We start from the raw sequence: 23,053 nt of genomic DNA on the forward strand, positions 1-23,053 counted from the left end.
GAGTCAACAGAAAATGAAAATAAAAACCGTAAAAAGTCGGCCTTACTTGACGTCGTTTGCATCCGCAGTGGTCACTTTTATTGCTTGCGTCTGCGCGTTGCTTTTGTGGTTTGGACAGCCGGGTAGCAATTATGTGGAAGCGCTAACGCGCTTAGCTCTCAATGTTTTCATGCCGGCATTGTTTTCCGGCTTTCTAGCAAAACGTGCGTCCAAGACGTGGCCGGTCTACAAAATCGTTGCAGTCTACGTTGCTGCTTTCCTAGCCCTTGGTGTTTTGCAGATGTTGGGCAACCATCGCTAACTTCGCATGCAATATTCAGTGGCCAGCGTGGAAAATAATCTATGATCAACATAATTCGGCATAGGGCTTTTCTCATAATTTATTGTGCCGTCTCGACGTCTTTCGTTTGCCATGAAGCTCGAGCATTTGATCCGACACTCAAATCCTCGCTTGATGAATGTCGTGTTCTCGTCACCAATCATACATTGGAGAAAAAAACAGCCGATTTTTGTGGGGATGCGGAGGCAAAGATCCGTGGGTCAAGTCCCAATACGCAAGAGCATGTTCAGGCTCTCGAACTGCTTGCCTTGCTTGCGGGTTACAATCAGCATGTCGGTCACACTGCGGATCGCTATTACAAACTGGCGCTCCAAGCTGCCCAAGCCGGTTTCGGCGATCGATCACCTGAGACTATCGAGCCACTCGTCAACCTGGCAGCTCTTTCCCTCAAATCCAACGACTGGCAAAGTGCGCGGGAAATGAGCTTGAAGGCTTTAGATGCAACTGGGAAACAACACTCGGTCGCTTTGGAGGAAAATCACAAATCCTCTCTCGAAGCGATTATCACGTCGTTCAGGATCGAGAAGAAATTATCACCGGAAACATATCGGATAGTGAACCACATTCAAGCTGAAGCAAACCTTGTGGACGCGCTCACGTTGTGGAAGGTTGCGAGCCGTGTGGAGAGAGAGGAGATTGGTATTGCCCTTCTCGAGGTCGGGAACCTACAAATGGAAGCGGGGATGCTTGAAGAGGCTGCGCGCAGCACTCAGAGAGCTCACTCTGCGCTGATCGAAACCCGGTCTGGAAACTGGGTTATTATAGCACGTAACCAGCTTGAAAAAATCGTCTCGATGCGTGACAGCGGCCAAAGTCCGGCTGCAAAGTAAAATTGAATATCTTGAACAGTGAAAGGTAAGTTTTATTATGGACGCCGGCTTTACATCGTTTATCCATGCTAGTTACCGTCTCGCGGTTTCTTCAGCGTCTGTGATGCTTGTAGGAGCAATGCCGGCACTGGCCCAAGACCAAGATCAGTTCTACTACCAAATGAGCAATCAACTCGGTATCCTGAGATTTTGTGTTGACAAGGGCTTTCCCTCTGAGAAGTCAGCAAAGATCTACGAAAGCTTTCTCGCGTCACTACCTCTTCCCAAAGACAGTACGACGGTTACAATTAATGAACAAAAGGGTCGTGAAGGTTACTATTATATGGGCGATGATAGCCAAATGGCCGTCGAGCAAATGGCTGAAGGCCTCAATCAGACGTTGGAGCAACACTGCCAGTCGTTTGATGAGAATGCCAAAGCCTTTGGCGGTTGATGTGGAAGTTCTTGGCTAATCGTCAACGGTAGAACACGACATCAGCATGACTCATGGGATGGCCGCATTGAGGCTTGGCGTTCTGTGGTGTTATGTTTCGCTCCTACCGGCACCGCGCATAAGTACTGAGCGGCGCTGCCCGTTCCCGCCGACCTCCAAACGCCGATCCAGTTTCCCATTGTGTGGTTTGAAGGGCGCCGGCCAAGTGTGCACACTCGGGTGTGTGCGAAGGTTCGGATCGTCATCCTGTTCGATTGATCATTTTACCAATTCGACGTGTCAGGATTTTTCAAAAACGACGAAACTCCATGCGACGTCAGATCTGCCCAACATATCCTCACGGATAACTTTTCGGAGCAGGTTGAGGCCAAATTCCGAGGCAAGGGCTGTTGTCTCGTCGGCCGAGACGCTATACATTTTGCGCCCTTCTGGAACAGGACCGTGCCGAAGTGAGATGCTGATACGCCCGCCAGTCGCAAGAAGGTGCTTGAGCGAAGCCATGCTCAACCACCGCTCTGCCGAATCAAGGTGCATCCAGACAGCGGTCAGAAGAATTAGGTCGTAGTGTTCGGCGCGAGCGCGGAGGTGACCGAGTGTGGGCAATGCGTCGTCGACCCACTCCAAGGCTTTTCCAGCGTGTATCCTTTGCCCTTCAAGTCGCAAGGCTTCTGTTGGTTCGACAGCGAGGACGCGGTGTCCCATATCGGCAAGAGCCGCTGCGTCGCGGCCAGAACCTGCTCCGATATCGCAAACGCTGGAAGATGCCGAAGGAAAGAGATCAAGGACATCCCGGTGTACGTCGAAGAATGTTATACTCTCGTATTGAAGCGCTAGCGTTTTGGCACCTTCAGTGTAGCCCATCTGGCCGTTCATTTTTCCCTCCAATGCCGAAAAGTTTTTCACGGCGCGATGGGTGCGCTTTCAAATTACAATAGCGCCCTACAATCTTTTTCGACTAAGCCTTTCGCCACCGTCGTTCCGCTGTCCGCACGGGCGACACTAGATCACCACACCACAAATAGCAACGATGATATAAAGACATATTTATATGATTATGTTATTTGCGAATAAGCTTAGCACCCAATTTCGGATTTTTTCCCACTTTGCCAACGAGTTATAACGCTAGGCAAGCGCCACGAGGCGCGGGCTGAGGACCATAAAAAGCGGCTGGCAGTGTCTCAATGACTTTAGCCTACATGTGTTTACCTGCGGAGGAGAGCATTGCTGTTTCGTACGCGAGGTGTGCCATCCGATCTATGCTCATCCAAGGTTCCTTTAAATGATAGCCGGGGCCGGCGGGTGAGTTCAGCGGGAAGGGGGAGGTCGTCCATCTCGTCGTACAGCAGCACTTCGACGGCTCAGGCGATCTGGTCGAGCTCTCTGGTCGTGAAGGCGGCATTGCGGCAGCTGGAGACCATTATCATCCCGATACCTAACGAGATCACCAAGGGTGTCGTCGTCTGTCGAGGTTGGCACGCTTCTTGTCGATCGCTCGATCGCAATGTCAAGCCAGGCGAAAGTTCTCTCGGGAGCCACGCCGACCATGCATACAAGGCCAGCGTATCGGGGGTATAGCAATCCTCCATCTTTTCGCGGCCATCCGCGAGGGTCGGAAACCAATGCTGGTTCAGGCACTCCATTCGGACGTGGCGATTGAATGCTTCAATGAAATTATCGGTCGGTTTGAATTGGCGCGAGAAGCCCAATGTGACGCCTTTGGCGTAAGCTCAAAGGTCAAGATCGCGAGACAGGAGCTCAGTCGCCTGATCGACACGCATCGTCTTCGGATCATCAACGCACCTTGGCCTAGACATTGCGGCCCGCCGGCCACCATTGTCGTAAGCCTTTGCCGGAGACGGGCTCTCTGTATATCTCAAATTTCTAAACTATTGAATTTTATAGAGTATTCGGTTTTTGATCTCTCGGCTCAACTGTTCAGCAACTATCGTCACGTACTCTCGCCGTCTCAACAGGGCACGTAGCATGACCGGCATCCAGATCCGACTGGCGGAAATAATCGAAGCACTGAGCAAGGCGCTCGATATGACAGAGGGGCAGCCTGATGGTCATTGCATTCGTTGCTGCTATATAGGCACGCATATCGGCCGGGAGATCGGTCTGAATGACGATGGCCTTCGAGATCTCTATTACACCCTTCTCCTGAAAGACCTCGGCTGCAGTAGCAATGCGGCTCGCATTTGCGAACTCTATCTCGCCGACGATTTGAGCTTCAAACACGACTTTAAGCGGGTTGATGGAAGTCTGAGCCAGGTTCTACGTTTTGTCATTGGCCACACAGGCATGCAGGCGGGTCTCGCGGAACGCTTCCGCGGCATTCTCAACATCCTCCAGAACGGCGGCAGGCTTTCGACCGAGTTGATCCAGACGCGTTGCCAGCGTGGGGCCGACATTGCCCGGCAGATGCGATTTTCCGAGAACGTCGCGCAAGGGATTCTCGGTCTTGACGAACACTGGAATGGTGGCGGCAAGCCGGACAGAATTGCAGCAACAGAAATTCCGCTATTTTCGCGAATTGCTCTGCTGGCGCAGGTCATCGACATTTTTCACGCAAGCGGTGGCCAATCCAGCGCGATGAAGGAAATCCTCAAGCGCAAGGGCGAGTGGTTCGATCCGACCCTTGTCGAGGTTTTTGAAGGCTTGTCGGAGCGTCCGGGCTTTTGGGAAACACTGCATTCAACCGATCTCGAAGCCACGGTTCTTACGTCCGAGCCCGGGCAGCAGGCCATTATAGCGGATGATGATTATCTCGATGATATAGCCGCCGCCTTCGCCAGGGTCATTGATGCTAAAAGCCCTTACACGTCCGGTCATAGCGATCGGGTCGCCCTGTTTACGGACCTGATTGCGGAAGAGATTGGAATAGACTTCGCGGGGGTGCAGGTTCCTGAAACGGGCGGCCCTGCTCCACGATATCGGAAAGCTGGGAGTCAGTAACAGCGTGTTGGACAAGCCCGGCAAACTCGACGATGCGGAATGGGCTCAGATGGAGCGCCACTCCGAATTCTCCGAGCACATCCTTTCCAGGATCGGCGCATTTGCGAGCGCCGCCGTCATTGGCGGAGCACACCATGAACGATTGGACGGTAAGGGTTACCCTCGCGGACTGTCGGCAGAAGAGATATCCATGGAGGTGAGGATCGTTTCAACGGCAGACGTATTCGATGCTCTGACAGCTGACCGGCCGCATCGCGCTGCCATGCCGATCGAAAAGGCCATCGCGATATTGTGGGACGGCGCTGGGCAGGCGCATGATCCGATCTGTATCGAGGCTCTTGAACGGGCTCTTGCCAAAACGGCTCTCAGACAGGCGGCGTGACCGTGGACACGCCCAAGCAATCCTGGCCGAGAGACCTGCCATCGCAGGAAATCGGTGTGCGTTAAGGCGCCCTTCAGACTGTCACTAGTAAAGCATGCAACATTGTCCCAGAAAACGTGATTTTTTTACAATGGGTTGTAAACTTCAAAGGTTCGATGCCTTTCAAGGCGAAGTACACTCGCATGTCAACGCCGGACTAAAAAAGCGGCCAGGCGGCGGACTAGAGGTGCATGACGATGGCCATGAACTTGTCGCTATTTCCCGGATACGTCATGAGCGAAAGGGGTTTCGAAGGTGAGCGCGCTGGCTCTGCTACAAGCCCGTCGATATTGGCTGGGTGGAAACTAACAGCTGGTACTTTTTGTCGGCATAGGGAATGATGTTGCAGCTTACATCTCACTCGAACCATCCACAGCGTGAAACTTGTGATCCCTACTGGAGGCGCAACGATGGGCAGGAAACCGGACAACGATCTCGTCAAGGAAATTCGCCGCGCAGCCGACCGGCCGCTTGCGTCAACGTACGTCCCCGAGGGATGGGCTGGGTTAGCAGGCGATAACTATCCAAAAATCTCCCGTTCCGAGCAGCGGCTTCGCCAGCATCAATGCCGTACCTGAAGGGGCATCGATTTTCCGCCTATGATGGGCTTCCAGAACTTCTATGTCCCAAGTTTCGGGCTGGAACGTGCCGGCAACTAGGCCGACAAGGCCGATCAGCATATTTATTTATACCGATTGAGAAGTTGCCCTAACGCACAATAGGAATCCGCTGCGCGGCTCTTCCGATCCTTGAGATTTCTTCCGGCCTGAACCCTGTCGCACCGATAACTAGAGCTGGTTTCCCGGTTTCGGCGCATAGCTCGGCCAGTTCGGTGGCGGCGCTTGCCGTCGAGAAGTCTAGGATCACGTCAGCCGCCTCGATTGCGGTCGCGTGCTCAACGAATTTGCTCCCCGTGTTGCCCGCACGCCGAAAGCTGCCTACATGTGTGAAGGCCGGATCGGCGACGAGAAGCGGGATGACGGCACGGCCCTTTTGGCCGTTTGCGCCAGCTACGGCAATTTTGATACTTGAGGCCAAGGTATTTCCTTTTCGCGAAATTTCAAATTGAGGCGAGACTTGTTTGCCTGCCTATGGGGCATCGCAGCATAGGAAGTTTTTAGGTTTTCGTTCCGACACCGGCCTAGCTTGGGAACAAAATGGGATTTAATGCGTCAGATGAAGCACTTCAAATCTCCTTTGAAAACCTCCTTACAGCCCGTCTCAATCTTCCTTGGCGGCGAGTACGGAACTGCTGCGGTTGTATTCAGTGAGAAGGCTAGGGTTCAATATAGAGAGCAAGCCGCTTAGCTGCCCCGATCAGATGAGCTTCTGCGGCTTTTCTGGCCGCCGGGGCCTGGCCGGAGGCAATTGCTTCAAGGATAGCTCGATGCTCACCTTGGACTTCTTGAACCAAGCCACTTTTTAAGCGGGCAGTGTTTTCTCGAGCTTTGCGAATGAAGTTCCTCACATTCGCATCCAGAAAATCCGACATGTCACGGAAATACGGATTCCGGGCTGCATCGACGATTGCGCGATGAAACTCCATGTCTTCTTCGACACCACTCTCACCGCGATCAATTGCGGTTTGCATGGCACGGAAGCAGCCCTCAATTGTCTTGAGGTCTTGCTCCGTTCGGCGTTCGGCCGCACGTGCGGTTGCCGCAGCTTCCACCGCCATCAGAAGCTCAATGACATTGCGAATGTCGAGCGCGTCATTCACGTCAAAACTTGTGAAACGAAAATTCTGCTCCCGCGTCTCGCTGACGAATGCACCGAGCCCCTGACGCGTCACCACGAGCCCATCACGCTTCAGCGAGTTAATCGCCTCACGCACAATAGGACGGCTCACGCCATAAGTGTCTGCAAGGGTTCTCTCCGTCGGAAGCTTGTCGCCAATAGCATAAGCGCCATTTATGATCTCGGCTCTAATGCTGTCGGAAACAGAATCTGCAAGCGATGGTCCTCGGTTGATCAGTTTTGTAGTAGGCATTTTGATTCCTCCCAACGCGCTACACACCTTGCTTCATGTTCTTGGGTCTTTGACCTCCAGGAATCAAATTCGCTCCCCATTTCGCACCAGGAATGTAGCATCTCCGGTAACACGTCTTGAGGGGCTTTAACCAAGAGTTCGGCATTTTTTTTGATTTAAGCAGATTTCCACTTGTCAGGCAACTTGGTTTCATGGTTAGTTTACATCAGAGGAAAAGGCCGCTCTGGAGACGGCCAATGTTCGACGGGCATTGCCGATCGCACGAAAGGGAGGAAAATCATGTGCATGAGATATTTGCGACAGATCATGGGTTTGTCTGTCTGCTGACTGCGTCGGTGGCAATACCCTAATCGGCTTGGCGCTGACGGCTTCCCGCTAGGCCTCGCTGTAAGACATCAAGACTTCAAAGCGAGTATTCCGATGAATTTCGACTGCGTCATCATTGGCGGAGGAACGGCCGGTTGCGTCCTTGCCAACCGTTTGACCGAAGACGCCAACCGCAAGGTTCTTCTGCTGGAGGCGGGAGGCGAGGGCAAGGGATTTTGGGTCAACATCCCCGCCGGTTTTGGTAAGCTGCTTGTCAATAAGCACTTCAACTGGCGCTTCTGGACCGAGCCCGAAGAGAATGTGCTGCAGCGACGAATCGTGGTTCCGCGAGGCAAGGGCCTTGGCGGGTCCTCTTTGATCAACGGCATGATTTTCGTGAGGGGACAGCCGCAGGATTTCGATAATTGGGCGCAGCTCGGCAACAAGGGTTGGGGCTTTCAGGATGTACTTCCCTACTTCCGACAACTGGAAAACTGGGAAGGCGGATCCAATGAACTTCGCGGTGGCGAAGGACCGTTGAATGTGGTCCAGGTGAAGGAGCGCCCCGTGCTCTCCGAAGCCTTCATCGACGCTGCTTTGCAGGCCGGATTTCGGAAGAACCCGGACTACAATGGCGCGGAGCAGGACGGGTTTGGGTACTACCAGGTCAATCAGCGTGATGGACGCCGCTGGAGCGCGTCGACGGCATATCTTCAACCAGCTCGGAACCGTCCCAATCTCGAAGTGCATACCAACGCGCATGTCACGCGTGTCATCTTGGATGGTACCCGCGTTACCGGCGTGGAATACTACCGAAACGGGCAGAAATGCCAGGTTTCCGCCAAGGAAGTCGTTCTGGCTGCCGGCGCTGTTCAATCCCCGCAGATACTCGAGCTTTCCGGGATCGGAGATGCTGAGGTGCTGAAATCCGCAGGCCTCCCCGTCAATCATGTATTGCCAGGGGTTGGCGCAAATTACGCCGATCATTTCTGCACCCGGATGAACTGGCGCGTCAGTCAGCCGATAACGTTGAACGAACAAACCCGAGGTGTCGCCCTTGCAAAGGCGGTCGCCCAGTATTTCACGACCCGCAAAGGCATCCTGACATTGGCGACCGGGCTGGCCCATGGTTTTGTCAAAACACGCCCGGGGCTTTCGTCTCCGGACGTCCAGTACTTCTTCATGCACGCAAGCTACGCCAATGCCGCGGACCGGAAACTCGATCATGAGCCGGGGATGACGATCGGCGTTTCGCCTTTGCGTCCGGAATCGCGTGGCACGATTCATGTCAAATCCGCAGATCCGTTTGCAGCACCCGCAATTCGACCGAATATTCTCGCAACGAGCGAAGATCAGGACACGCTCGTCCGCGGCATGAAAATCGCAAGAAGTATTGTCGGGCAGAGCGCTATGAAGCCCTTCGTTTCGCATGAGATGAGCCCCGGCAAACACGTCGAGACCGACGAGCAATGGCTGCATTTCGCGCGTGAAAACGGCCAGACAATCTATCACCCCGTTGGCACGTGCAGCATGGGAACAGGACCCCGAGCGGTCGTCGATGATCGTCTTCGCGTCCATGGAATTGAGGGTTTGAGGGTGATCGACGCTTCGATAATGCCAACGCAGATTTCCGGGAACACTTTGGCGGCTGTCCTCATGATTGCTGAAAAGGGCGCCGCCATGATCCGGGAGGACAGAGCAGCCTGACCCGCGCGGCAGGACGCTCTGAGAGGTAGAGACTTTTACAAGGGAGGAATGGAAATGACGAAGTTTTGGAAAGAAGAAATGCAGGAGCACATCGGCTTCAACCGGCGGCAGATTTTGGCCGGCCTTGGGGCCGGGATTGCTGCCGCTGGTGCGTTTGCCGCGACGGCTCAGTCGGCCTATGCCTTGACTAGCGAAATCCCGAAGTTTGTTTCGAACGGCAAGAAGGTCAAGGTCGGCCTTGGTCTTTGCTACGGCCCGTTCAACCAGCCGTGGCGGCGTGGTTGCTGGCGGATCGCAAAAACGGTTCTGGACAATGGTGGCGAGCTTGTGACGGTTCGCGGCGAACCTTCCAAGCAAAGCGAGCAGGACTCGGCGCGCCAGCTTCTGGACCGCGGCATCGACGTTCTCGTCCTGGGCATCTATTCCCAGGAATCTGAAACCGCATACATCGTTGAGGAAGCCCATCGCCGCGGCATCAAAACGGTTGGCTTCATGGTCCCGGTCAAGGATTCCCCGTCGGTCCAGGAAGACACCTGGGCAACTGGGACAGCAATGGGTTACTGGCTCCAGAACAAGCTGTCACGCCAGGGAACCATTATCCAGACCGCCGAAGATCGCGGCTTTTACACTCCGTTCGACCAGGAAGTCGATCAGCTTGAACTCATGACAAAGTTCGAACCGCGTATGAAGATGCTACCGTTCATGACGGGTTCGACATCGACGTCCGACCAGATTTCAAAGGGCCGTGAAAACGCCTTGTCGCTTTTGCAGTCGAATCCGGATCCGAAAAGCCTTCAGGCTATCGTCTCCTGGTGGTGGCCGCTGACCGTCGGCGCCTCGCAGGCCCTGACGCAGATGGGCCGCAATGCACTGGTTGTTAACCACTACTTCTCGGATCAGTTGCTCAACGAAATGGCGTCTCCTGACAGTCCGATCGCATTTTCCACGGACGTTCCCTACCACACGGCCGGCGACAAGATCGGCGAGATCGCAATGGCCCTCGGTCAGGGTCAGGAAATCCCGAACCATACGTACCGTGTCCCCGTGACGGCGATTGAAAAATCGGAAGCTGCGGGCGCTCTTGAGGAGCTTAAGGCGATGGACCAGAAGGCCATCGAACTCCTCAAGAACTACGGTGGCTAAACACCCTCCCCAGGGACCGGGTCCGGAGACAGGTCTCCGGGCCCGGCAAGACCGGGAAAAAATCTGGAAAACCGAGGGCGCGAGATGGAAACGCGGCGCCCGGTTCAACACCTTTCCAAGGAGACATCCGCGATGTCCACATCCTCGACAGGCGCCGTCGCAAAGGCCCGTACAGACATTCAAGCCGAAAGCGGCGCGAGCGCGATCCTTACCTTCCTTCGACGTTGGGGAACGATTCTGGTCATCATTCTCTTCGGGGTTTTCTTCTCGCTGATGAGCCCGTATTTCGGCACGGTTTCAAACTTCAACAATATCCTGTTCTCGATGATCGTCAGCGCGTTGCTATCGATGGGGCTGACCTATGTCGTAGCCGCTGGGAGCTTCGATCTGTCGATTGGCGCGGTCGTGACGACCACGTCGATCATTACCGCGCTGCTCATTCCAAGCATTGGCTGGATCGGGGCGACCGCCGTTGGCCTCGGTGCAGCCTGCCTCATCGGCGCAATCAACGGCATGCTCGTCACCTATGGCCGGCTCTCCGGCATCGTCACGACGCTCGGTGTGATGTTTCTTCTTGGCGGCGTGAATACCTATCTGTCGGGCGGCTATCAGATCCCGGTTGACTACAACGAAGCTGTATTTAGGTTCCTGGGGCAGGGGCGTGTCGGTCCGATTGCCTTTCCGGTCATCATCCTAGTTACCGTCTTCGTGTGCGGATATATCCTGTCAACGCGCAGCAAGGCCGGACACTACATCGGTGCGGTCGGCGACAACCCTATGGCGGCCTATTATTCCGGCATCAGCGTGTATCGCTGGGTCATCGTCAGCTTCATCCTTTCCGCCTTGTTCAGTGGCATCGGCGGCGTCCTTTTGACATCGATCTCTTCGTCGGCGCAGCCGGTCGGCGGCCAGGGCTATCTTCTGGAAGCATTCGCCGCCGTGTTCCTTGGTGCGACCATTCTGGGCAAGGGCAAGCCGCATGTTCTTGGTACGCTGCTCGGTGTTTTTTTCCTCTACATGGTCAGTTCCGGCATGAACATGATCGGGATCTCCTTTGCCACGCGACAGCTGTTCAATGGTTTCGTTTTGCTTGCCGCAGTTGGCGCCAATGCCGCCCTTAATCGTGAAGAAATTCACCTGAAGTTCATTTGAGGAGGCGACCATGGCAACTCCATTGATCGAACTCCGGGACCTGGCAAAGGATTTCGCCGGAATTCAGGTTCTCAAAGGCATTTCCCTCTCGTTCGAGCGCGGCGAAGTTCATGGTCTGCTGGGCGAGAACGGTGCCGGCAAGTCGACGCTGATCAAGATCCTAACGGGTGTCTACTCGCCGTCGAGCGGAGAGATATTGCTCGACGGCAAGCCGATCCATGTTCACCGTCCGGTGGATGCGCATGCCCACGGACTGGGTGCCGTCTATCAGGATTCCGAGCTGGCCGGCAGCATGACGGTGGCCGAGAACATTTTGCTCGGAAACGAACCGAGCCGTTTCTGGGTCAACAGACGCAAAATCCGCGAAGAGGCGGCCAGGATCATGCAGGAGATCGGTCTCGATCTCGATCCTGATCGTAGGGCATCGACCCTTACGGCAGCGCAAATGCAGATGGTGACGCTCGCGACGCTGTTTCACCGCCGTTACAAGCTGATCATCCTTGATGAACCCACAGCACGTCTGTCGGCGAGCGAAAGCGAGCTTCTCTTCAAGATGATCGCCACGTTCAAGCAGAGCGGCATCACGATCGTCTATATTTCGCACCGGCTTCATGAGGTGAAGTTGCTTTGCGATCGCGCAACGATACTTCGGGATGGCCGTGTTTCTGGGACGCTTGAACGTGGCAAGATCGAAGAGGAAGTTGTGACCCAACTCATGGTCAACCGAAGCTCGGCGGATCTGCAAATCGAAAATAACGGGCGCAGTCAGGAACGTGTGGTTCTTGAGCTCAAAGGGCTGTCGACGTCGAGACTGGCCCCGCTCTCCTTGACTGTCAGAGCCGGGGAGATCCTCGGTGTGACCGGCCCGCTGGGTGCCGGCATGGAGCAGATCGAAAAATGCCTCGGCGGACTTTCCGTCTATGACGGCGAGATCGTCATAGACGGATCGGTCAAGGTCATTCGTAGTCCAGGCGACGCGTTGAAAGCCGGAATCGCGCTCATTCCCGAAGAGCGGCGCAAGCAAGCCCTGTTTCCCAGCCTTTCAATGGCAGAAAATGTCAGCCTGCCGGCTCTTTCAAAACTTGCAAAGTTTGGTCTCGTCCAGGGAATGGCAAAGCGCCGTTACGCCGAAGGCATCATTCAGCGGCTCTCGATCTATCCCAACGCGCCCGATCGACCGATCCGATATTTTTCGGGCGGCAACCAGCAGAAGGCGGTGATCGGCAAATGGCTGGAACGCCAGGCGAAGGTCTATGTGTTTGTTGAGCCGACCTCGGGTGTCGATGTCGGTGCGATCCGCCAGATCTACGAAATCATCCTGAAAATAGCGGAAGCTGGCGCGGCCATCATCGTCATCTCCACATCTGTCAAGGAACTGCTGGCCCTGTCGGAAACAATCATGGTCGTACACGACGGTGCTGTATCCGCGCGTCTTCCACGATCAGGATGTGACAGGGACGGTCTGCTGGCGATGACGATCAGCAAAGATGCCAATCCCAAGGCCAACATGGCTGTCAGCGCATAGGCTGCGGTCGACAATAGCGGGCAGTTAGGAGCCCATCGTTCGAGGAGGAATGATAGTGACAGAGATCCGTCTTTACATGTTCCAGACGGGACACATCCGGCAGAAGGAAGTCGACATCAAAATGGGTAGGGGCCAGGGAGAGTTTATCACACCGATCCCATGGTACCTGATCACGCATCCAAAGGGCAATGTTGTCATTGATGGAGGGATTGCGCTTGAGGCTGCACAGGATCCGAAGGGTCATTGGGGCGCGACGGCCGACGTCTACTACCCATTGTTGACGGAAGACGAGACCTGCATCAACCAGATGGTCAAGGCCGGGTTCAAGGTCGAGGACGTGAAGTACGTTCTTCATTCTCACCTTCACCTCGATCACACGGGTGCCACCGGAAGGTTCCCGAACGCAACCTATATCGTGCAACGAAGCGAGTACCAGTATGCGTTCAACGCCGACTGGTTTTCGGCAGGCGGGTACATCCGCAAGGATTTTGACAAGCCCGGTCTCGACTGGTTCTTCCTTGAAGGCGACAAGACCGACGGGTTCGACCTTTACGGCGACGGTGTGATCAAGCTCTACACGTCGCCAGGTCACTCACCCGGCCATCAGTCATTCCTGATCACGCTTCCACAAACGGGTCCTATCATGCTGGTGATCGATGCTGCCTATACGCTTGATCACTGGAATGAAAAATGCCTTCCAGGCTTCATGACGTCAGCCGTGGAAACGGTGAGAAGCGTCAAGAAGCTAAAGATGATTGCCCAGCAGACGGATGCGATCGTCGTCACAGGCCACGATCTTGAGGGCTGGAAGCAATTCAAGAAGGCGCCCGACTTTTACGCCTAGCACAGCTTCAGCATCCGTGATGGGGCGAAAATCTTGCCCCATCACCACCATCCCTATGTGACAGTGACCGCTCCTTCGGCGGTATCCACGTTTCGTTGAACCTGATGCAGTCCAGGAAATGCTTCCATGATTCCGCGCCTCGCTCCAGATCCTCAAGATGCCTCACTAGTCAATGAGTATCTCGTCGCCGTTGCCAAAGCAGGGTTTGCCGGAGACCTAAGTGCAGACCGCTCGACCCAGGTGGTTTTCGCAACGGACAATTCGATTTATGAAATCGCCCCTCACGCCGTCTTGTTTCCCCGCACCTCAGATGATGTATCGGTGGCGCTCAGGCTTCTCGCGCAGCCCACTTTCAGAAACGTGAAACTGGCGGCCCGAGGCGGAGGAACCGGCACCAATGGCCAGTCTCTCGGCGACGGGATAGTCCTCGATCTTTCGAGGTATCTGAACGGCATCATCGAAATGAACGTCAGCGAGGGCTGGGTTCGTGTCCAGGCCGGGGTCGTTAAAGATCAGCTCAACGCTGCCCTTCAACTGCACGGGATGTTTTTCGCTCCGGAACTGAGCACATCCAACCGAGCAACGATCGGGGGAATGGTCAATACGGATGCGAGCGGCCAAGGCTCGTGTCTATATGGCAAGACCCGTGATCATGTTCTGGAACTGAAGTCGGTCCTGTCCGATGGCACCGTTTGGACCTCTCGCCCGCTCGATGATCTGCAACTGGAACACGCCAAGCGAACGCCGGGTATTGTCGGCGACCTTCACCGGTTCATCGATCACCTGCAGCGAGACAATGCCGCGGCCATCGAGCGGCAGTTTCCCAAGCTCAATCGCTGCCTAACGGGCTATGACCTTGCCCATATCAGAAACGGCGAGGGAAAGTTCGACCTCAATTCCGTTCTCTGCGGCTCCGAAGGCACCCTGGCCGTGATCACCGAAGCCAAACTGCGAATTCTGACGATCCCACAGCATTCGGTTCTGGTCAACGTCCGGTACGAGAATTTCGACGCCTGCCTGCGCGATGCGCGCTCCATCATCGCGTTCGGAGCGGCATCGATCGAGACGGTTGATTCGAAGGTGCTCGGTCTAGCGCAGCAAGACATCGTCTGGGATGGCGTGAAAGAGTTCTTCCCATCGATTGGCGGAGAGCCGACGCGCGGCGTCAATCTCGTCGAGTTCGTCGGTGCCACGGCGGATGAGGTCGAGACGCGGCTTGCTCGATTGGTAGCCTCGCTCGAAGCCGAGGGTCGTATGGCGGGCCGCCTCGGTTTTACGATCGCGCGCGGCGAAGCGGCTGTCCAGCGCATCTGGCAGATGCGAAAGCGCGCCGTCGGCCTTCTCGGCAACATGCAGGGCGACAAGCGACCGATTGCATTCGTCGAAGACACGGCAGTTCCCCCGGAAAATCTCGCCGACTACATCGCGGAGTTCAGGGCGGTGCTGGACAGGCGCGGCCTCGACTACGGCATGTTCGGCCATGTGGACGCGGGCGTTCTGCACGTCCGTCCAGCCATCGACATGAAGGCGCCGGACCAGGAAAGGCTTATTCGCGAGATTACTGACGAGGTCGCAAACCTGACTCTTAAATATGGTGGACTGCTCTGGGGCGAACACGGAAAGGGTGTTCGATCAGAGTATTCACCGCAGTTCTTTGGATCGCTTTATCCGCTGATCCAGGCGGTCAAGAAGATCTTCGATCCAGCCAATCAACTCAATCCGGGCAAGATCGCTGCGCCGGGCAGCCAGTCGCTCTTGAAGATCGACGGCGTCCCGACCCGGGGTCAGGCAGATCGGAAAATTCCGCAGGGTGTTCGAGCTGTATATACCGACGTGATCAACTGCAATGGCAATGGCGCGTGTTACGATTGGGATCCCGAAACGGCCATGTGCCCGTCCTGGAAGGCGACGCGGGAGCGCCGGCATTCGCCGAAGGGTAGGGCGATGCTGACCAAGGAGTGGCTGAGGCAGCTTTCAGCCAATGGGTCTGACCCATTGCTGGAAATGAAAAAGGTGCGCTCGCTCTCCTCTTGGCGTGACGTCCCCGCCAAGCTGCTGAACTCTGCTTTTCATGGCAGGGTGGAGGCCGATTTTTCGCATCAGGTCAAGGACGCGATGGACGGCTGCCTGGCGTGCAAGTCATGCGTGGGTGGTTGTCCGATCAAGGTCAATGTGCCGAGTTTCCGCTCGAAGTTTTTGGAGCTCTACCACAGCCGCTATGCGCGCCCGCCGAAAGACTGGCTGGTAGCGAGCCTCGAGCGCCTTCTGCCGCTCCTCGCCGCCGCACCCCGGTTGACAAACGCCGTGCTCAAGGCTTCACCCGTCACGGGCCTCTTGCGGGCTTTCGGACTGGTCGATCTGCCGCTGCTGACGGGGATAGACCTGCGCCGGGAAATGGCAGCAAGAGGATTGGCGTTCGCTACGCCTGCAGCACTGGCGTCGATGTCCGTAGAGGAAAAGAAACGCTCTGTTGTTGTCGTGCAGGATGCGTTCACCAGTTTCTACGAGACCCGGCTGGTCCTTGATACGCTCGATCTTCTGAAGGGGCTGGGCTTCAACCCGCTCCTGTCTGTCTATCGGCCCAACGGAAAACCTCTGCATGTCCACGGTTTTCTGAAGCAGTTTGAAGCCACTGCGCGATACCAGGCCGCGCTTCTGAGCAATTATGCCGCTCTTGGCATTCCACTTGTCGGCATTGACCCGTCCATGACCCTGACCTTTCGCTCCGAATATGTCGAAGCGCTCGGGCCGAGGGCCGCGCCGAAGGTTCACCTGTTGCAGGAATGGCTGGCGGCCAGACCGTCTCGTGGTGTCGTGGCGACGGGCAAGCGATATGCGCTGCTGCCGCACTGCACCGAGCGTGCGACGGCGCAGAGCAGTCTTCAGAATTGGGTTTCCATCTTTTCCGGCTTTGGTCTTCGCCTGAATGTTGTCGACGCGGGTTGCTGCGGCATGGCGGGCACATACGGCCATGAGGCCCGCAATGTCGAAACCTCAAAAAACATATTCGAGATGAGCTGGAGCAGACACATCGAAGAAAGCCAGCCCGAAGAGGAACTGGTGGCAACGGGCCATTCATGCCGCTCGCAGGCCAAGCGGTTCGGACAGGTGACCCTTCGTCATCCGGTACAGGTTCTGTTGCGGCATCTTCGAGAATTACCCCCGGCGAAATGACGCCGAAAGACAGCTTTTAAAGCATGCAGGAGACGCGAATGACCATTCATAAGAATTATATTGCCGGCCAATGGATCGACGGGGCCTCCGCCGTCCGGGACATCAATCCCAGCGACACCACTGACGAGGTTGGCGTTTATGCTTCGTCCAACCGAGCGCAAGCTGAAAGCGCCATCGACGCCGCCTATGAGGCTTTTCCTGGATGGGCCGCGGCAAGTCCTGAGCTCCGCTCCGACATTCTCGACAAAATCGGAACGGAAATCGTTGCCCGCAAGGACGAACTCGGCGGGTTGCTTTCGCGAGAGGAAGGAAAAATCCTGTCCGAAGGCATTGGCGAAGTCGTCCGCGCTGGACGAGTCTTCAAGTTCTTCGCTGGCGAAGCGCTTCGTTTGAATGGTGAGCGTGTGACCTCTGTTCGCCCCGGCGTGGAGGTGGAAGTCTTGCGGGAGCCAGAGGGCGTCATCGGCATCATAACGCCGTGGAACTTCCCGATCGCGATTCCCGCGTGGAAAATCGCTCCGGCACTGGCCTATGGCAACACGGTCGTCTTTAAGCCAGCCGAGCTTGTTCCAGGCTGCGGCTGGGCGCTGGCGGACATCATCGCACGGGCTGGCATGCCGGAGGGGGTGTTCAATCTGGTCATCGGCCCTGGGCGCGAGGTCGGGCAGGCCTTTGTCGAGTCCCGCAAGGTCCGTGGGATCAGCTTCACAGGCTCGGTCGAGACGGGGCGCCGTATCGGTGCTGCCTGCTTCGAACGCGGTAAAAAGGTTCAGCTCGAACTCGGGGGCAAAAATCCGCTCATCGTCATGGATGACGCAGACCTTGATGTTGCCGTGAATGTTGCCGTGAACGGCGCCTACTTTTCGACAGGGCAGCGGTGCACGGCATCAAGCCGGCTGATCGTCCAGTCCGGTATCCATGACCGCTTCGTGCAGGCGGTCATCGAAAAGCTTCAGGGGCTGAAGATCGGCCACGCTTTGGCCGCCGACAGCCAGATCGGCCCCGTCGTCAATCAGAGCCAACTCGACCAGGATCTGGACTATATCCGCATCGGCCAAGGTGAAGGGGCAAAACTTGCCTTCGGCGGCGCGCAGATGAAGCTTGAACATCCGGGGTTCTATATGTCTCCGGCGCTCTTCACCGAAACCTCCAATGATATGCGGATCAACCGTGAGGAGATTTTCGGTCCGGTTGCAAGTGTTATCAGGGTGGACAGCTTCGAGGAAGCAATAAACATCGCCAATGACACGGAGTTCGGCCTGTCGTCGGGGATATGCACGACGTCGCTGAAATATTCCTCCGAGTTCAAGCGACGTTCCGGTGCTGGCATGGCGATGGTCAACCTGCCTACGGCAGGTGTGGACTATCACGTGCCATTTGGCGGCAGAAAGTCGTCTTCCTACGGTCCGCGAGAGCAGGGCGCATATGCCCGAGAGTTCTATACGGTCGTCAAAACGACCTACACGCAGCCCTGAACCGAACGAAAATCCGCATAGACGAAAGGGTGCCATGCAAGAACGTGAAAAAAACACCATTGAAATCGCAAATCGCGCCAGTCACGCAGGGCGGCATGTTCTGGTCACGGGCGCCGGGCGCGGAATAGGCCGGGCGATCGCGATCGGTTTTGCCAGCCGCGGCGCGCATGTCGGCGTTGCCGACATGAATGAAGACGACATCAAAGAGACAATCGGTCTGATCGAGGCCGCCGGGAGAGGCTCGGGTCTGGCACTCAAACTCGATGTATCGGACTACGCCGCAGTCGAGAGTGGTGTGACCCATGCAGCCACATTGCTTGGCCGCCCGTTTGACACTGTCATCAATAACGCTGGGATCTCGCCGAAGCATGACGGTGTTTCGCACAAGATCTGGGAAATGGACCCCGCCGAATGGGGCCGTGTCGTCGGGGTCAATCTAACCGGCAGTTTCAACACGATCCGTGCGCTTTCGCCAGCAATGCGAGAGGCAGGTGCCGGCTGGATCGTCAATATGTCGTCCGTTGCCGGGCAAGCTTACATGCCGCTTGTGGCCTGCCACTATTCAGCGACGAAATCCGCAATCCTCGGATTTACCAGACACCTGGCAGGTGAACTTGGCCCCTTCGGTATCCGGGTAAACGCGATCGCTCCTGGCCGTATTGAAACGCCGATGGTTCGTGGGGTCGCGAGCGAAATCAATGATGAACAGGTTCGCATGACGCCCATGGGCCGTCTCGGTGCATCCGAGGAGGTCGCCGATCTCGCGCTTTATCTCACGTCACCGGAAGCCAGCTTTATCACCGGGCAGACCATTGATGTCGCTGGCGGGTTGCTCATGACCTGAGCAATTCGATGATGAATCAACGGCTGCAGTAGAAAGTGACATCATGTCAGACCACCAGAAAGCTGAGAAGATCCCTGAGAAGGTCAACCTGATTACGGGAAAAACGCGGGTGTTCGCCATTCTGGCCGACCCTATTTACCATGTTAAGACCCCGCAGACGATGAACGCCGTTTTTGATGCCCATGGGCTGGATTGCGTGCTCGTCCCGTTCCACGTCTCACCCGCCGGGCTGCCCGTTCTGGTCGAGGGGCTGCGCAAGCTGCAGAACTTCGGCGGGTTCATTGCTACCGTCCCGCATAAGCCCTCCATGCTCGCCCTTTGCGATGAGGTCACGGATGCAGCGCGGCAAATCGGTGCGGTGAATTGCGTGAGACGGGAGGAAGACGGGCGGCTGGTCGGAACGATGCTGGATGGCATTGGTTTCGTCGAGGCGATGCGTTTGCGCGGTGCCGACGTGTCCGGCATGAAGGTGTTCCTGGTCGGAGCAGGGGGCGCGTCGAGCGCGATCGCCTTTGGCCTCGCCGATGCAGGCGTCAGCCATATCACAATTTCAAACCGATCTGTCGTCCGCGCTGTCGAACTGGCATCCCGCCTGACGGCGGCCTATCCGGGTCTTTCGGTAAGCACCGACGATCAGGATATCGAGCATCACTATCTTATCGTCAACGGGAGTACGCTTGGGATGCAGTCGTCAGACGCCCAGCCCATCGATTTCACCCGGATACACGCAACGCATCTTGTCGCCGATGCGATCATGGAGCCTGCCATCACGCCGCTGCTTGCAGCCGCGCAGTCCAAAGGCGCTACGATATTCCCCGGAAAGCCGATGCTGGAGGCGCAGATCCTATTGATGGCCAAGCATATGGGGGCGCTGCCGCAAGACTAAAATGTGGCGCCGAAGCTTCGTGTTTTGCTGAAAGAACCGCTCTTCATCCGCCCGGGAGGTCGGGTGATGCAGACTTTCCCGATGTTTAACAATCCAAGGGAGGATGTAATGACACAGACCACTATTCAACTGGATACCCCGCTTCCGCTGCCTTGCGGCGAGACGCTGCCGAACCGGCTTGGCAAATCCGCCATGACCGAGGGGTGTGCCGACGCCCTTGGGCGTGCGACCGAATATCGTGAGCGTTGGTTATCGATGGTTATAACACCAACTGACAATCATACGATGTGAATAACCGTAATATTCTGATAGAGTTCCTATAAGAAATCATTTGCCATGATTTCAATGCCTTACGATTGTGCGAAAATAAGCATGACGGCCCTGATGCGGCCGGCTTTCGACGCCGGGTGTGGCTATTAGCTTCCGTTTTCAATTGAAGCGCTGAGCGAAAAACTTGGCTCTGAAATTTCCACTTGCGATTTCACTGTAGAGGAGGGGAGGGGCACTCAAGCCATTGAAGCTCTGGTCGATCCACCGCAAATTGTCGTGTTTGGAAGGTTATTGCGCTGGCCCTCGGCTGGTCAGCTCGTTGCGGGTGAGATGCTTTTGATATCGAGAGTGATCAATAGCGCGACCAGGAATGCTGCGATGGTGGCAAGCAGAAATGCTCCGACGAAGATCGCAAGTGCTCTTGCCAAGCCAATGTCTAGATCATGCATGAACCAACGGACCTGCGCTTGCGCGGGCATTGCCAAGTTGTTTTGCGTTGGGTGCATTCTTCTGCCAGTTGCCGGCCATGATGCTCCCGAACGGAATCACTTCGTCGACTACTTCGGCAAGACCATAATGCTCGATCTGCGCCCGCACATTTGCGGCGCTCTTGTAGGCGCTGGGAAGCTCCGACACGTCGGCAAAGCCAGAGAAGAAGCGAACATCGAGACCGCTTGTCTCCTTCTCAAGAATTGCCGCGATGTTGTTCGGGCTGAGCCCACGTGAATCTGCTCCATATTCTGCCGACAACTGGCGCACATGGGCGCTGCGCGAAATATTGCGCCCCGCGCCATGCGGCGAGAAGCCGAGACCATGAGCGGCATTCGCTCCGCGAACGATCAATACCGGTTCCGCCATATTGAGCGGGATGATGGTCAGATCGGTCGCATCATGTCCCCAATTGTCGAACGCAGGCGTCGCGCCCTTGCCGTGATAGAATAGCCCGTCAGACTTCCGGAAAACGAAATTGTGCTCGTTCCAGAAGCGATCGGCGACCTTGACCGAGAGTTTCTCCGCCGCCATGTCGTGAAGGATATAGTGGTTTTCCTTCGTCCACTGGCGAATCGTCTGCAAGGCGGACCAATAGAGATCGCCTTCCTCGGTATCTGCCGGGATCCATGCATTCTCTCGATGGGTCTCGGGCGATAGCTGTTCGCGAAACCGGTTGGCGACCTTCATACCCTTGTCGTAGAGCCGTGCACCCGGAGCTCGCGATCCATGATGGGTGACGAGCGCCGTTTCACCGGTCGACTTCATTGTGCCGACGTAGGCGAAATGGTTGCCGTCTCCTTGGGTTGCAAAGTGTTCGATGTCGGCCTGCAAGCGGGGTGCCGAAGAATCTAAGCACCCTAATAGTTCTTACATCGGATGCTGCACTACGGCACCTCTATCCGGACGACCGCATCTACAGGTTTTGGGCATGCTTCAGAAATGCCTTCGCACGCGACGCCGGCCTTTGGATCGACCACTTTCTGCTTAGCCCGGATCCCGTCGAAAAACTCGTGGGAGCCCAGGTCGACAAGCATGTCCGGGGCTGGGAGCACGCCAGTGATCACGCGCCAGTATGGATTGAACTGACTGAGAAGACTGCAAAAAAAGGAGAGAGAAATGATCGACGAGTGGAAGCGCGAGGTTGGCGCCAGGCTGGAGCAATTGGTTGATAGCCTGGTCGCTAACGGCGTCAGTTACGAGGACGCCTGCAGTATGATAGTCGTGCAGGTCAACGCCCTCATGGTGGCCCGTGAGCACGATCAGGATCCCGCTGACTATGAAAGCCGTCGATGAGCCGGCCAATGACTGGCCGGCGGTGGAAGAATGAAGACCCGTCGAATAGAACGTACCGCTCGATGCTTACTGGGGCGGCTGACCATTGGACGCCGATATGCCGCCATCGACAGGCAGGTTGACCCCGGTCACGAAGCGCGCATCGTCGCTTGCAAGAAATGCGATTACGGCCGCAACGTCTTCAGCCTCGCCGGGCCCCCTGAGCGCAAAGCGTTCGTTGAACTTCGAAATCAGCTTCTCGTCGTCCATCATATCCTCGGTCATGCCTGTTCGCGTCAGGCTTGGGCACACTGCGTTGACCCCGATGCCGTCCTTGCCATGGTCCATGGCCACAGCCCGCGTGAGATTGGTCACTGCACTCTTGGCGGCATTGTAGGCTGCCATTCCCCAATCGCCACCGGTGCCGGATACCGAGCTGACGTTGATGATGGAGCCCCGCGATGACTTCAGATGCGGGAGCGCCGCACGGCTGGCGTAGAAGACGCCATCGACATCCGTTGCCATTACTGTACGCCAATCGTCTGTGGTCAGGGTGCCGACGTCGCCTTCGGCGACGACGCCCGCATTGTTGACGAGAACGTCCAAGCGTCAGAACTTCTCGACGGTGCGAGAAATCAGCTCCTTTACTTCGTCCTCATTCGACACGTCCGCCTCGGCGATCATAAATTGATCATCACGGAAAGGCTTGGCGACCTCTTCGAGCTTCGATCTCGTGCGGCCGACCAGTGTCACGACAGCGCCTTCGTCGAGAAAACGCTCCGCTGTCGCCTTACCTATTCCTGAGCCTGCGCCAGTCACGACGACGACCTTGTCTGCAAATCGCTGCATTGAAATCTCCTTGAGTGCGCAGTGGTGCATCCGCTCGAACGGGAGATATGCGGGGTTGTTCCCGATCCAGGGGCTCGGCCGTTTTGAGGGACACCGTGACCGTAACGAGAATGTCAGTGCCGGTCTGGCAGCGAAGCGGAACGAA

17 protein-coding genes and 6 pseudogenes are annotated in these 23,053 nt (G+C 56.2%); 16 read left to right on the forward strand and 7 right to left on the reverse strand.

Features of this window, described 5'->3' with window-relative positions; translation table 11 throughout:
• Positions 1 to 13 precede the first annotated feature (13 nt).
• From QZ869_RS19200 to QZ869_RS19210, 3 genes are read left to right on the forward strand one after another with little or no spacing between them, the layout of a single operon-like run.
• Positions 14 to 301, forward strand: coding sequence for a hypothetical protein (locus tag QZ869_RS19200; RefSeq protein WP_296021700.1), 288 nt, complete (start codon positions 14 to 16; stop codon positions 299 to 301).
• A 41-nt stretch (positions 302 to 342) separates the two neighbouring features.
• Entirely contained in the window at positions 343 to 1,170 is an 828-nt protein-coding gene (locus QZ869_RS19205; protein WP_296021703.1) for a tetratricopeptide repeat protein, read from the forward strand.
• A 37-nt stretch (positions 1,171 to 1,207) separates the two neighbouring features.
• On the forward strand, positions 1,208 to 1,603 hold the full coding sequence (locus QZ869_RS19210; protein WP_296021705.1) for a hypothetical protein: 396 nt from the start codon (positions 1,208 to 1,210) through the stop codon (positions 1,601 to 1,603).
• Between the two features lie 279 nt (positions 1,604 to 1,882).
• Here the strand turns inward: QZ869_RS19210 and QZ869_RS19215 are convergent, their stop codons facing one another.
• Together QZ869_RS19215 and QZ869_RS19220 are read right to left on the reverse strand one after the other, a co-directional pair.
• Entirely contained in the window at positions 1,883 to 2,476 is a 594-nt protein-coding gene (locus tag QZ869_RS19215) for a bifunctional 2-polyprenyl-6-hydroxyphenol methylase/3-demethylubiquinol 3-O-methyltransferase UbiG (RefSeq protein WP_296021707.1), read from the reverse strand.
• A gap of 707 nt (positions 2,477 to 3,183) precedes the next feature.
• Positions 3,184 to 3,390: pseudogene (locus QZ869_RS19220) on the reverse strand (integrase core domain-containing protein); the annotation flags it as partial.
• 196 nt (positions 3,391 to 3,586) lie between these two features.
• On the opposite strand from QZ869_RS19220, the pseudogene QZ869_RS19225 reads away from it, so the two are divergent.
• Positions 3,587 to 4,940 (forward strand): annotated as a pseudogene (locus QZ869_RS19225) (HD-GYP domain-containing protein).
• A gap of 590 nt (positions 4,941 to 5,530) precedes the next feature.
• Here QZ869_RS19225 and QZ869_RS19230 read toward each other — a convergent pair.
• Positions 5,531 to 6,017, reverse strand: a pseudogene (locus QZ869_RS19230) (4-hydroxy-tetrahydrodipicolinate reductase); the annotation flags it as partial.
• Between the two features lie 238 nt (positions 6,018 to 6,255).
• Positions 6,256 to 6,984, reverse strand: a complete 729-nt coding sequence (locus QZ869_RS19235) for a FadR/GntR family transcriptional regulator (protein WP_296021710.1) — start codon at positions 6,982 to 6,984, stop codon at positions 6,256 to 6,258.
• Between the two features lie 405 nt (positions 6,985 to 7,389).
• Between QZ869_RS19235 and QZ869_RS19240 the strand changes: the two genes are divergently transcribed.
• From QZ869_RS19240 to QZ869_RS19285, 10 genes are all read left to right on the forward strand, one after another.
• On the forward strand, positions 7,390 to 8,982 hold the full coding sequence (locus tag QZ869_RS19240; protein WP_296021711.1) for a choline dehydrogenase: 1,593 nt from the start codon (positions 7,390 to 7,392) through the stop codon (positions 8,980 to 8,982).
• A 54-nt stretch (positions 8,983 to 9,036) separates the two neighbouring features.
• Positions 9,037 to 10,125 (forward strand): substrate-binding domain-containing protein, encoded by a 1,089-nt coding sequence (locus QZ869_RS19245; protein ID WP_296021712.1) that lies wholly within the window; start codon positions 9,037 to 9,039, stop codon positions 10,123 to 10,125.
• Positions 10,126 to 10,257: 132 nt separating this feature from the next.
• Complete coding sequence (locus tag QZ869_RS19250; protein WP_296021715.1) at positions 10,258 to 11,277, forward strand: ABC transporter permease; 1,020 nt, start codon at positions 10,258 to 10,260, stop codon at positions 11,275 to 11,277.
• Between the two features lie 10 nt (positions 11,278 to 11,287).
• On the forward strand, positions 11,288 to 12,802 hold the full coding sequence (locus QZ869_RS19255) for a sugar ABC transporter ATP-binding protein (RefSeq protein WP_296106688.1): 1,515 nt from the start codon (positions 11,288 to 11,290) through the stop codon (positions 12,800 to 12,802).
• A gap of 55 nt (positions 12,803 to 12,857) precedes the next feature.
• Complete coding sequence (gene attM / locus QZ869_RS19260; RefSeq protein WP_296021721.1) at positions 12,858 to 13,646, forward strand: N-acyl homoserine lactonase AttM; 789 nt, start codon at positions 12,858 to 12,860, stop codon at positions 13,644 to 13,646.
• Positions 13,647 to 13,772: 126 nt separating this feature from the next.
• Complete coding sequence (locus QZ869_RS19265; protein WP_296021723.1) at positions 13,773 to 16,820, forward strand: FAD-binding and (Fe-S)-binding domain-containing protein; 3,048 nt, start codon at positions 13,773 to 13,775, stop codon at positions 16,818 to 16,820.
• Between the two features lie 38 nt (positions 16,821 to 16,858).
• Positions 16,859 to 18,295: an aldehyde dehydrogenase family protein gene (locus tag QZ869_RS19270; protein ID WP_296021725.1), complete on the forward strand. Its 1,437-nt coding sequence runs from the start codon at positions 16,859 to 16,861 to the stop codon at positions 18,293 to 18,295.
• Positions 18,296 to 18,329: 34 nt separating this feature from the next.
• On the forward strand, positions 18,330 to 19,139 hold the full coding sequence (gene fabG, locus QZ869_RS19275; protein ID WP_296021727.1) for a 3-oxoacyl-ACP reductase FabG: 810 nt from the start codon (positions 18,330 to 18,332) through the stop codon (positions 19,137 to 19,139).
• Between the two features lie 43 nt (positions 19,140 to 19,182).
• Positions 19,183 to 20,025: a shikimate dehydrogenase gene (locus tag QZ869_RS19280; protein ID WP_296021729.1), complete on the forward strand. Its 843-nt coding sequence runs from the start codon at positions 19,183 to 19,185 to the stop codon at positions 20,023 to 20,025.
• A gap of 108 nt (positions 20,026 to 20,133) precedes the next feature.
• Positions 20,134 to 20,316 carry a hypothetical protein gene (locus tag QZ869_RS19285; protein ID WP_296021733.1) on the forward strand — a complete coding sequence of 61 codons (183 nt, stop codon included), beginning with the start codon at positions 20,134 to 20,136 and terminating at the stop codon, positions 20,314 to 20,316.
• A 290-nt stretch (positions 20,317 to 20,606) separates the two neighbouring features.
• On the opposite strand, the gene QZ869_RS19290 is transcribed toward QZ869_RS19285, so the two are convergent.
• The gene (locus QZ869_RS19290) at positions 20,607 to 20,744 is read right to left on the reverse strand and encodes a hypothetical protein (protein ID WP_296021737.1); all 138 of its coding nucleotides are present in this window, start codon (positions 20,742 to 20,744) and stop codon (positions 20,607 to 20,609) included.
• Positions 20,737 to 21,606: pseudogene (locus QZ869_RS19295) on the reverse strand (RtcB family protein); the annotation flags it as partial. The pseudogene QZ869_RS19295 and the gene QZ869_RS19290, both read right to left, overlap by 8 nt.
• 62 nt (positions 21,607 to 21,668) lie before the next feature.
• Here QZ869_RS19295 and QZ869_RS19300 point away from each other — a divergent pair.
• Both QZ869_RS19300 and QZ869_RS19305 read left to right on the forward strand, forming a co-directional pair.
• Positions 21,669 to 21,956 (forward strand): annotated as a pseudogene (locus tag QZ869_RS19300) (hypothetical protein); the annotation flags it as partial.
• Positions 21,904 to 22,080 (forward strand): hypothetical protein, encoded by a 177-nt coding sequence (locus tag QZ869_RS19305; RefSeq protein ID WP_296021856.1) that lies wholly within the window; start codon positions 21,904 to 21,906, stop codon positions 22,078 to 22,080. The pseudogene QZ869_RS19300 and the gene QZ869_RS19305, both read left to right, overlap by 53 nt.
• Positions 22,081 to 22,146: 66 nt before the next feature.
• On the opposite strand, the pseudogene QZ869_RS19310 reads toward QZ869_RS19305, so the two are convergent.
• Positions 22,147 to 22,938, reverse strand: a pseudogene (locus QZ869_RS19310) (SDR family NAD(P)-dependent oxidoreductase).
• Between the last annotated feature and the right edge of the window lie 115 nt (positions 22,939 to 23,053).

Source organism: uncultured Agrobacterium sp. (genome assembly GCF_913777885.1).
Classification (GTDB): Bacteria; Pseudomonadota; Alphaproteobacteria; order Rhizobiales; family Rhizobiaceae; genus Agrobacterium.

Bases quoted from the DNA above. Each gene is read 5' to 3' on its own strand.
- QZ869_RS19200 (WP_296021700.1), top strand. From the start codon at position 14: ATGAAAATAAAAACCGTAAAAAGTCGGCCTTACTTGACGTCGTTTGCA.
- QZ869_RS19205 (WP_296021703.1), top strand. From the start codon at position 343: ATGATCAACATAATTCGGCATAGGGCTTTTCTCATAATTTATTGTGCC.
- QZ869_RS19210 (WP_296021705.1), top strand. From the start codon at position 1,208: ATGGACGCCGGCTTTACATCGTTTATCCATGCTAGTTACCGTCTCGCG.
- QZ869_RS19215 (WP_296021707.1), bottom strand. From the start codon at position 2,476: ATGAACGGCCAGATGGGCTACACTGAAGGTGCCAAAACGCTAGCGCTT.
- QZ869_RS19240 (WP_296021711.1), top strand. From the start codon at position 7,390: ATGAATTTCGACTGCGTCATCATTGGCGGAGGAACGGCCGGTTGCGTC.
- QZ869_RS19245 (WP_296021712.1), top strand. From the start codon at position 9,037: ATGACGAAGTTTTGGAAAGAAGAAATGCAGGAGCACATCGGCTTCAAC.
- QZ869_RS19250 (WP_296021715.1), top strand. From the start codon at position 10,258: ATGTCCACATCCTCGACAGGCGCCGTCGCAAAGGCCCGTACAGACATT.
- QZ869_RS19255 (WP_296106688.1), top strand. From the start codon at position 11,288: ATGGCAACTCCATTGATCGAACTCCGGGACCTGGCAAAGGATTTCGCC.
- QZ869_RS19265 (WP_296021723.1), top strand. From the start codon at position 13,773: ATGATTCCGCGCCTCGCTCCAGATCCTCAAGATGCCTCACTAGTCAAT.
- QZ869_RS19270 (WP_296021725.1), top strand. From the start codon at position 16,859: ATGACCATTCATAAGAATTATATTGCCGGCCAATGGATCGACGGGGCC.
- fabG (WP_296021727.1), top strand. From the start codon at position 18,330: ATGCAAGAACGTGAAAAAAACACCATTGAAATCGCAAATCGCGCCAGT.
- QZ869_RS19280 (WP_296021729.1), top strand. From the start codon at position 19,183: ATGTCAGACCACCAGAAAGCTGAGAAGATCCCTGAGAAGGTCAACCTG.
- QZ869_RS19285 (WP_296021733.1), top strand. From the start codon at position 20,134: ATGACACAGACCACTATTCAACTGGATACCCCGCTTCCGCTGCCTTGC.
- QZ869_RS19290 (WP_296021737.1), bottom strand. From the start codon at position 20,744: ATGCATGATCTAGACATTGGCTTGGCAAGAGCACTTGCGATCTTCGTC.
- QZ869_RS19305 (WP_296021856.1), top strand. From the start codon at position 21,904: ATGATCGACGAGTGGAAGCGCGAGGTTGGCGCCAGGCTGGAGCAATTG.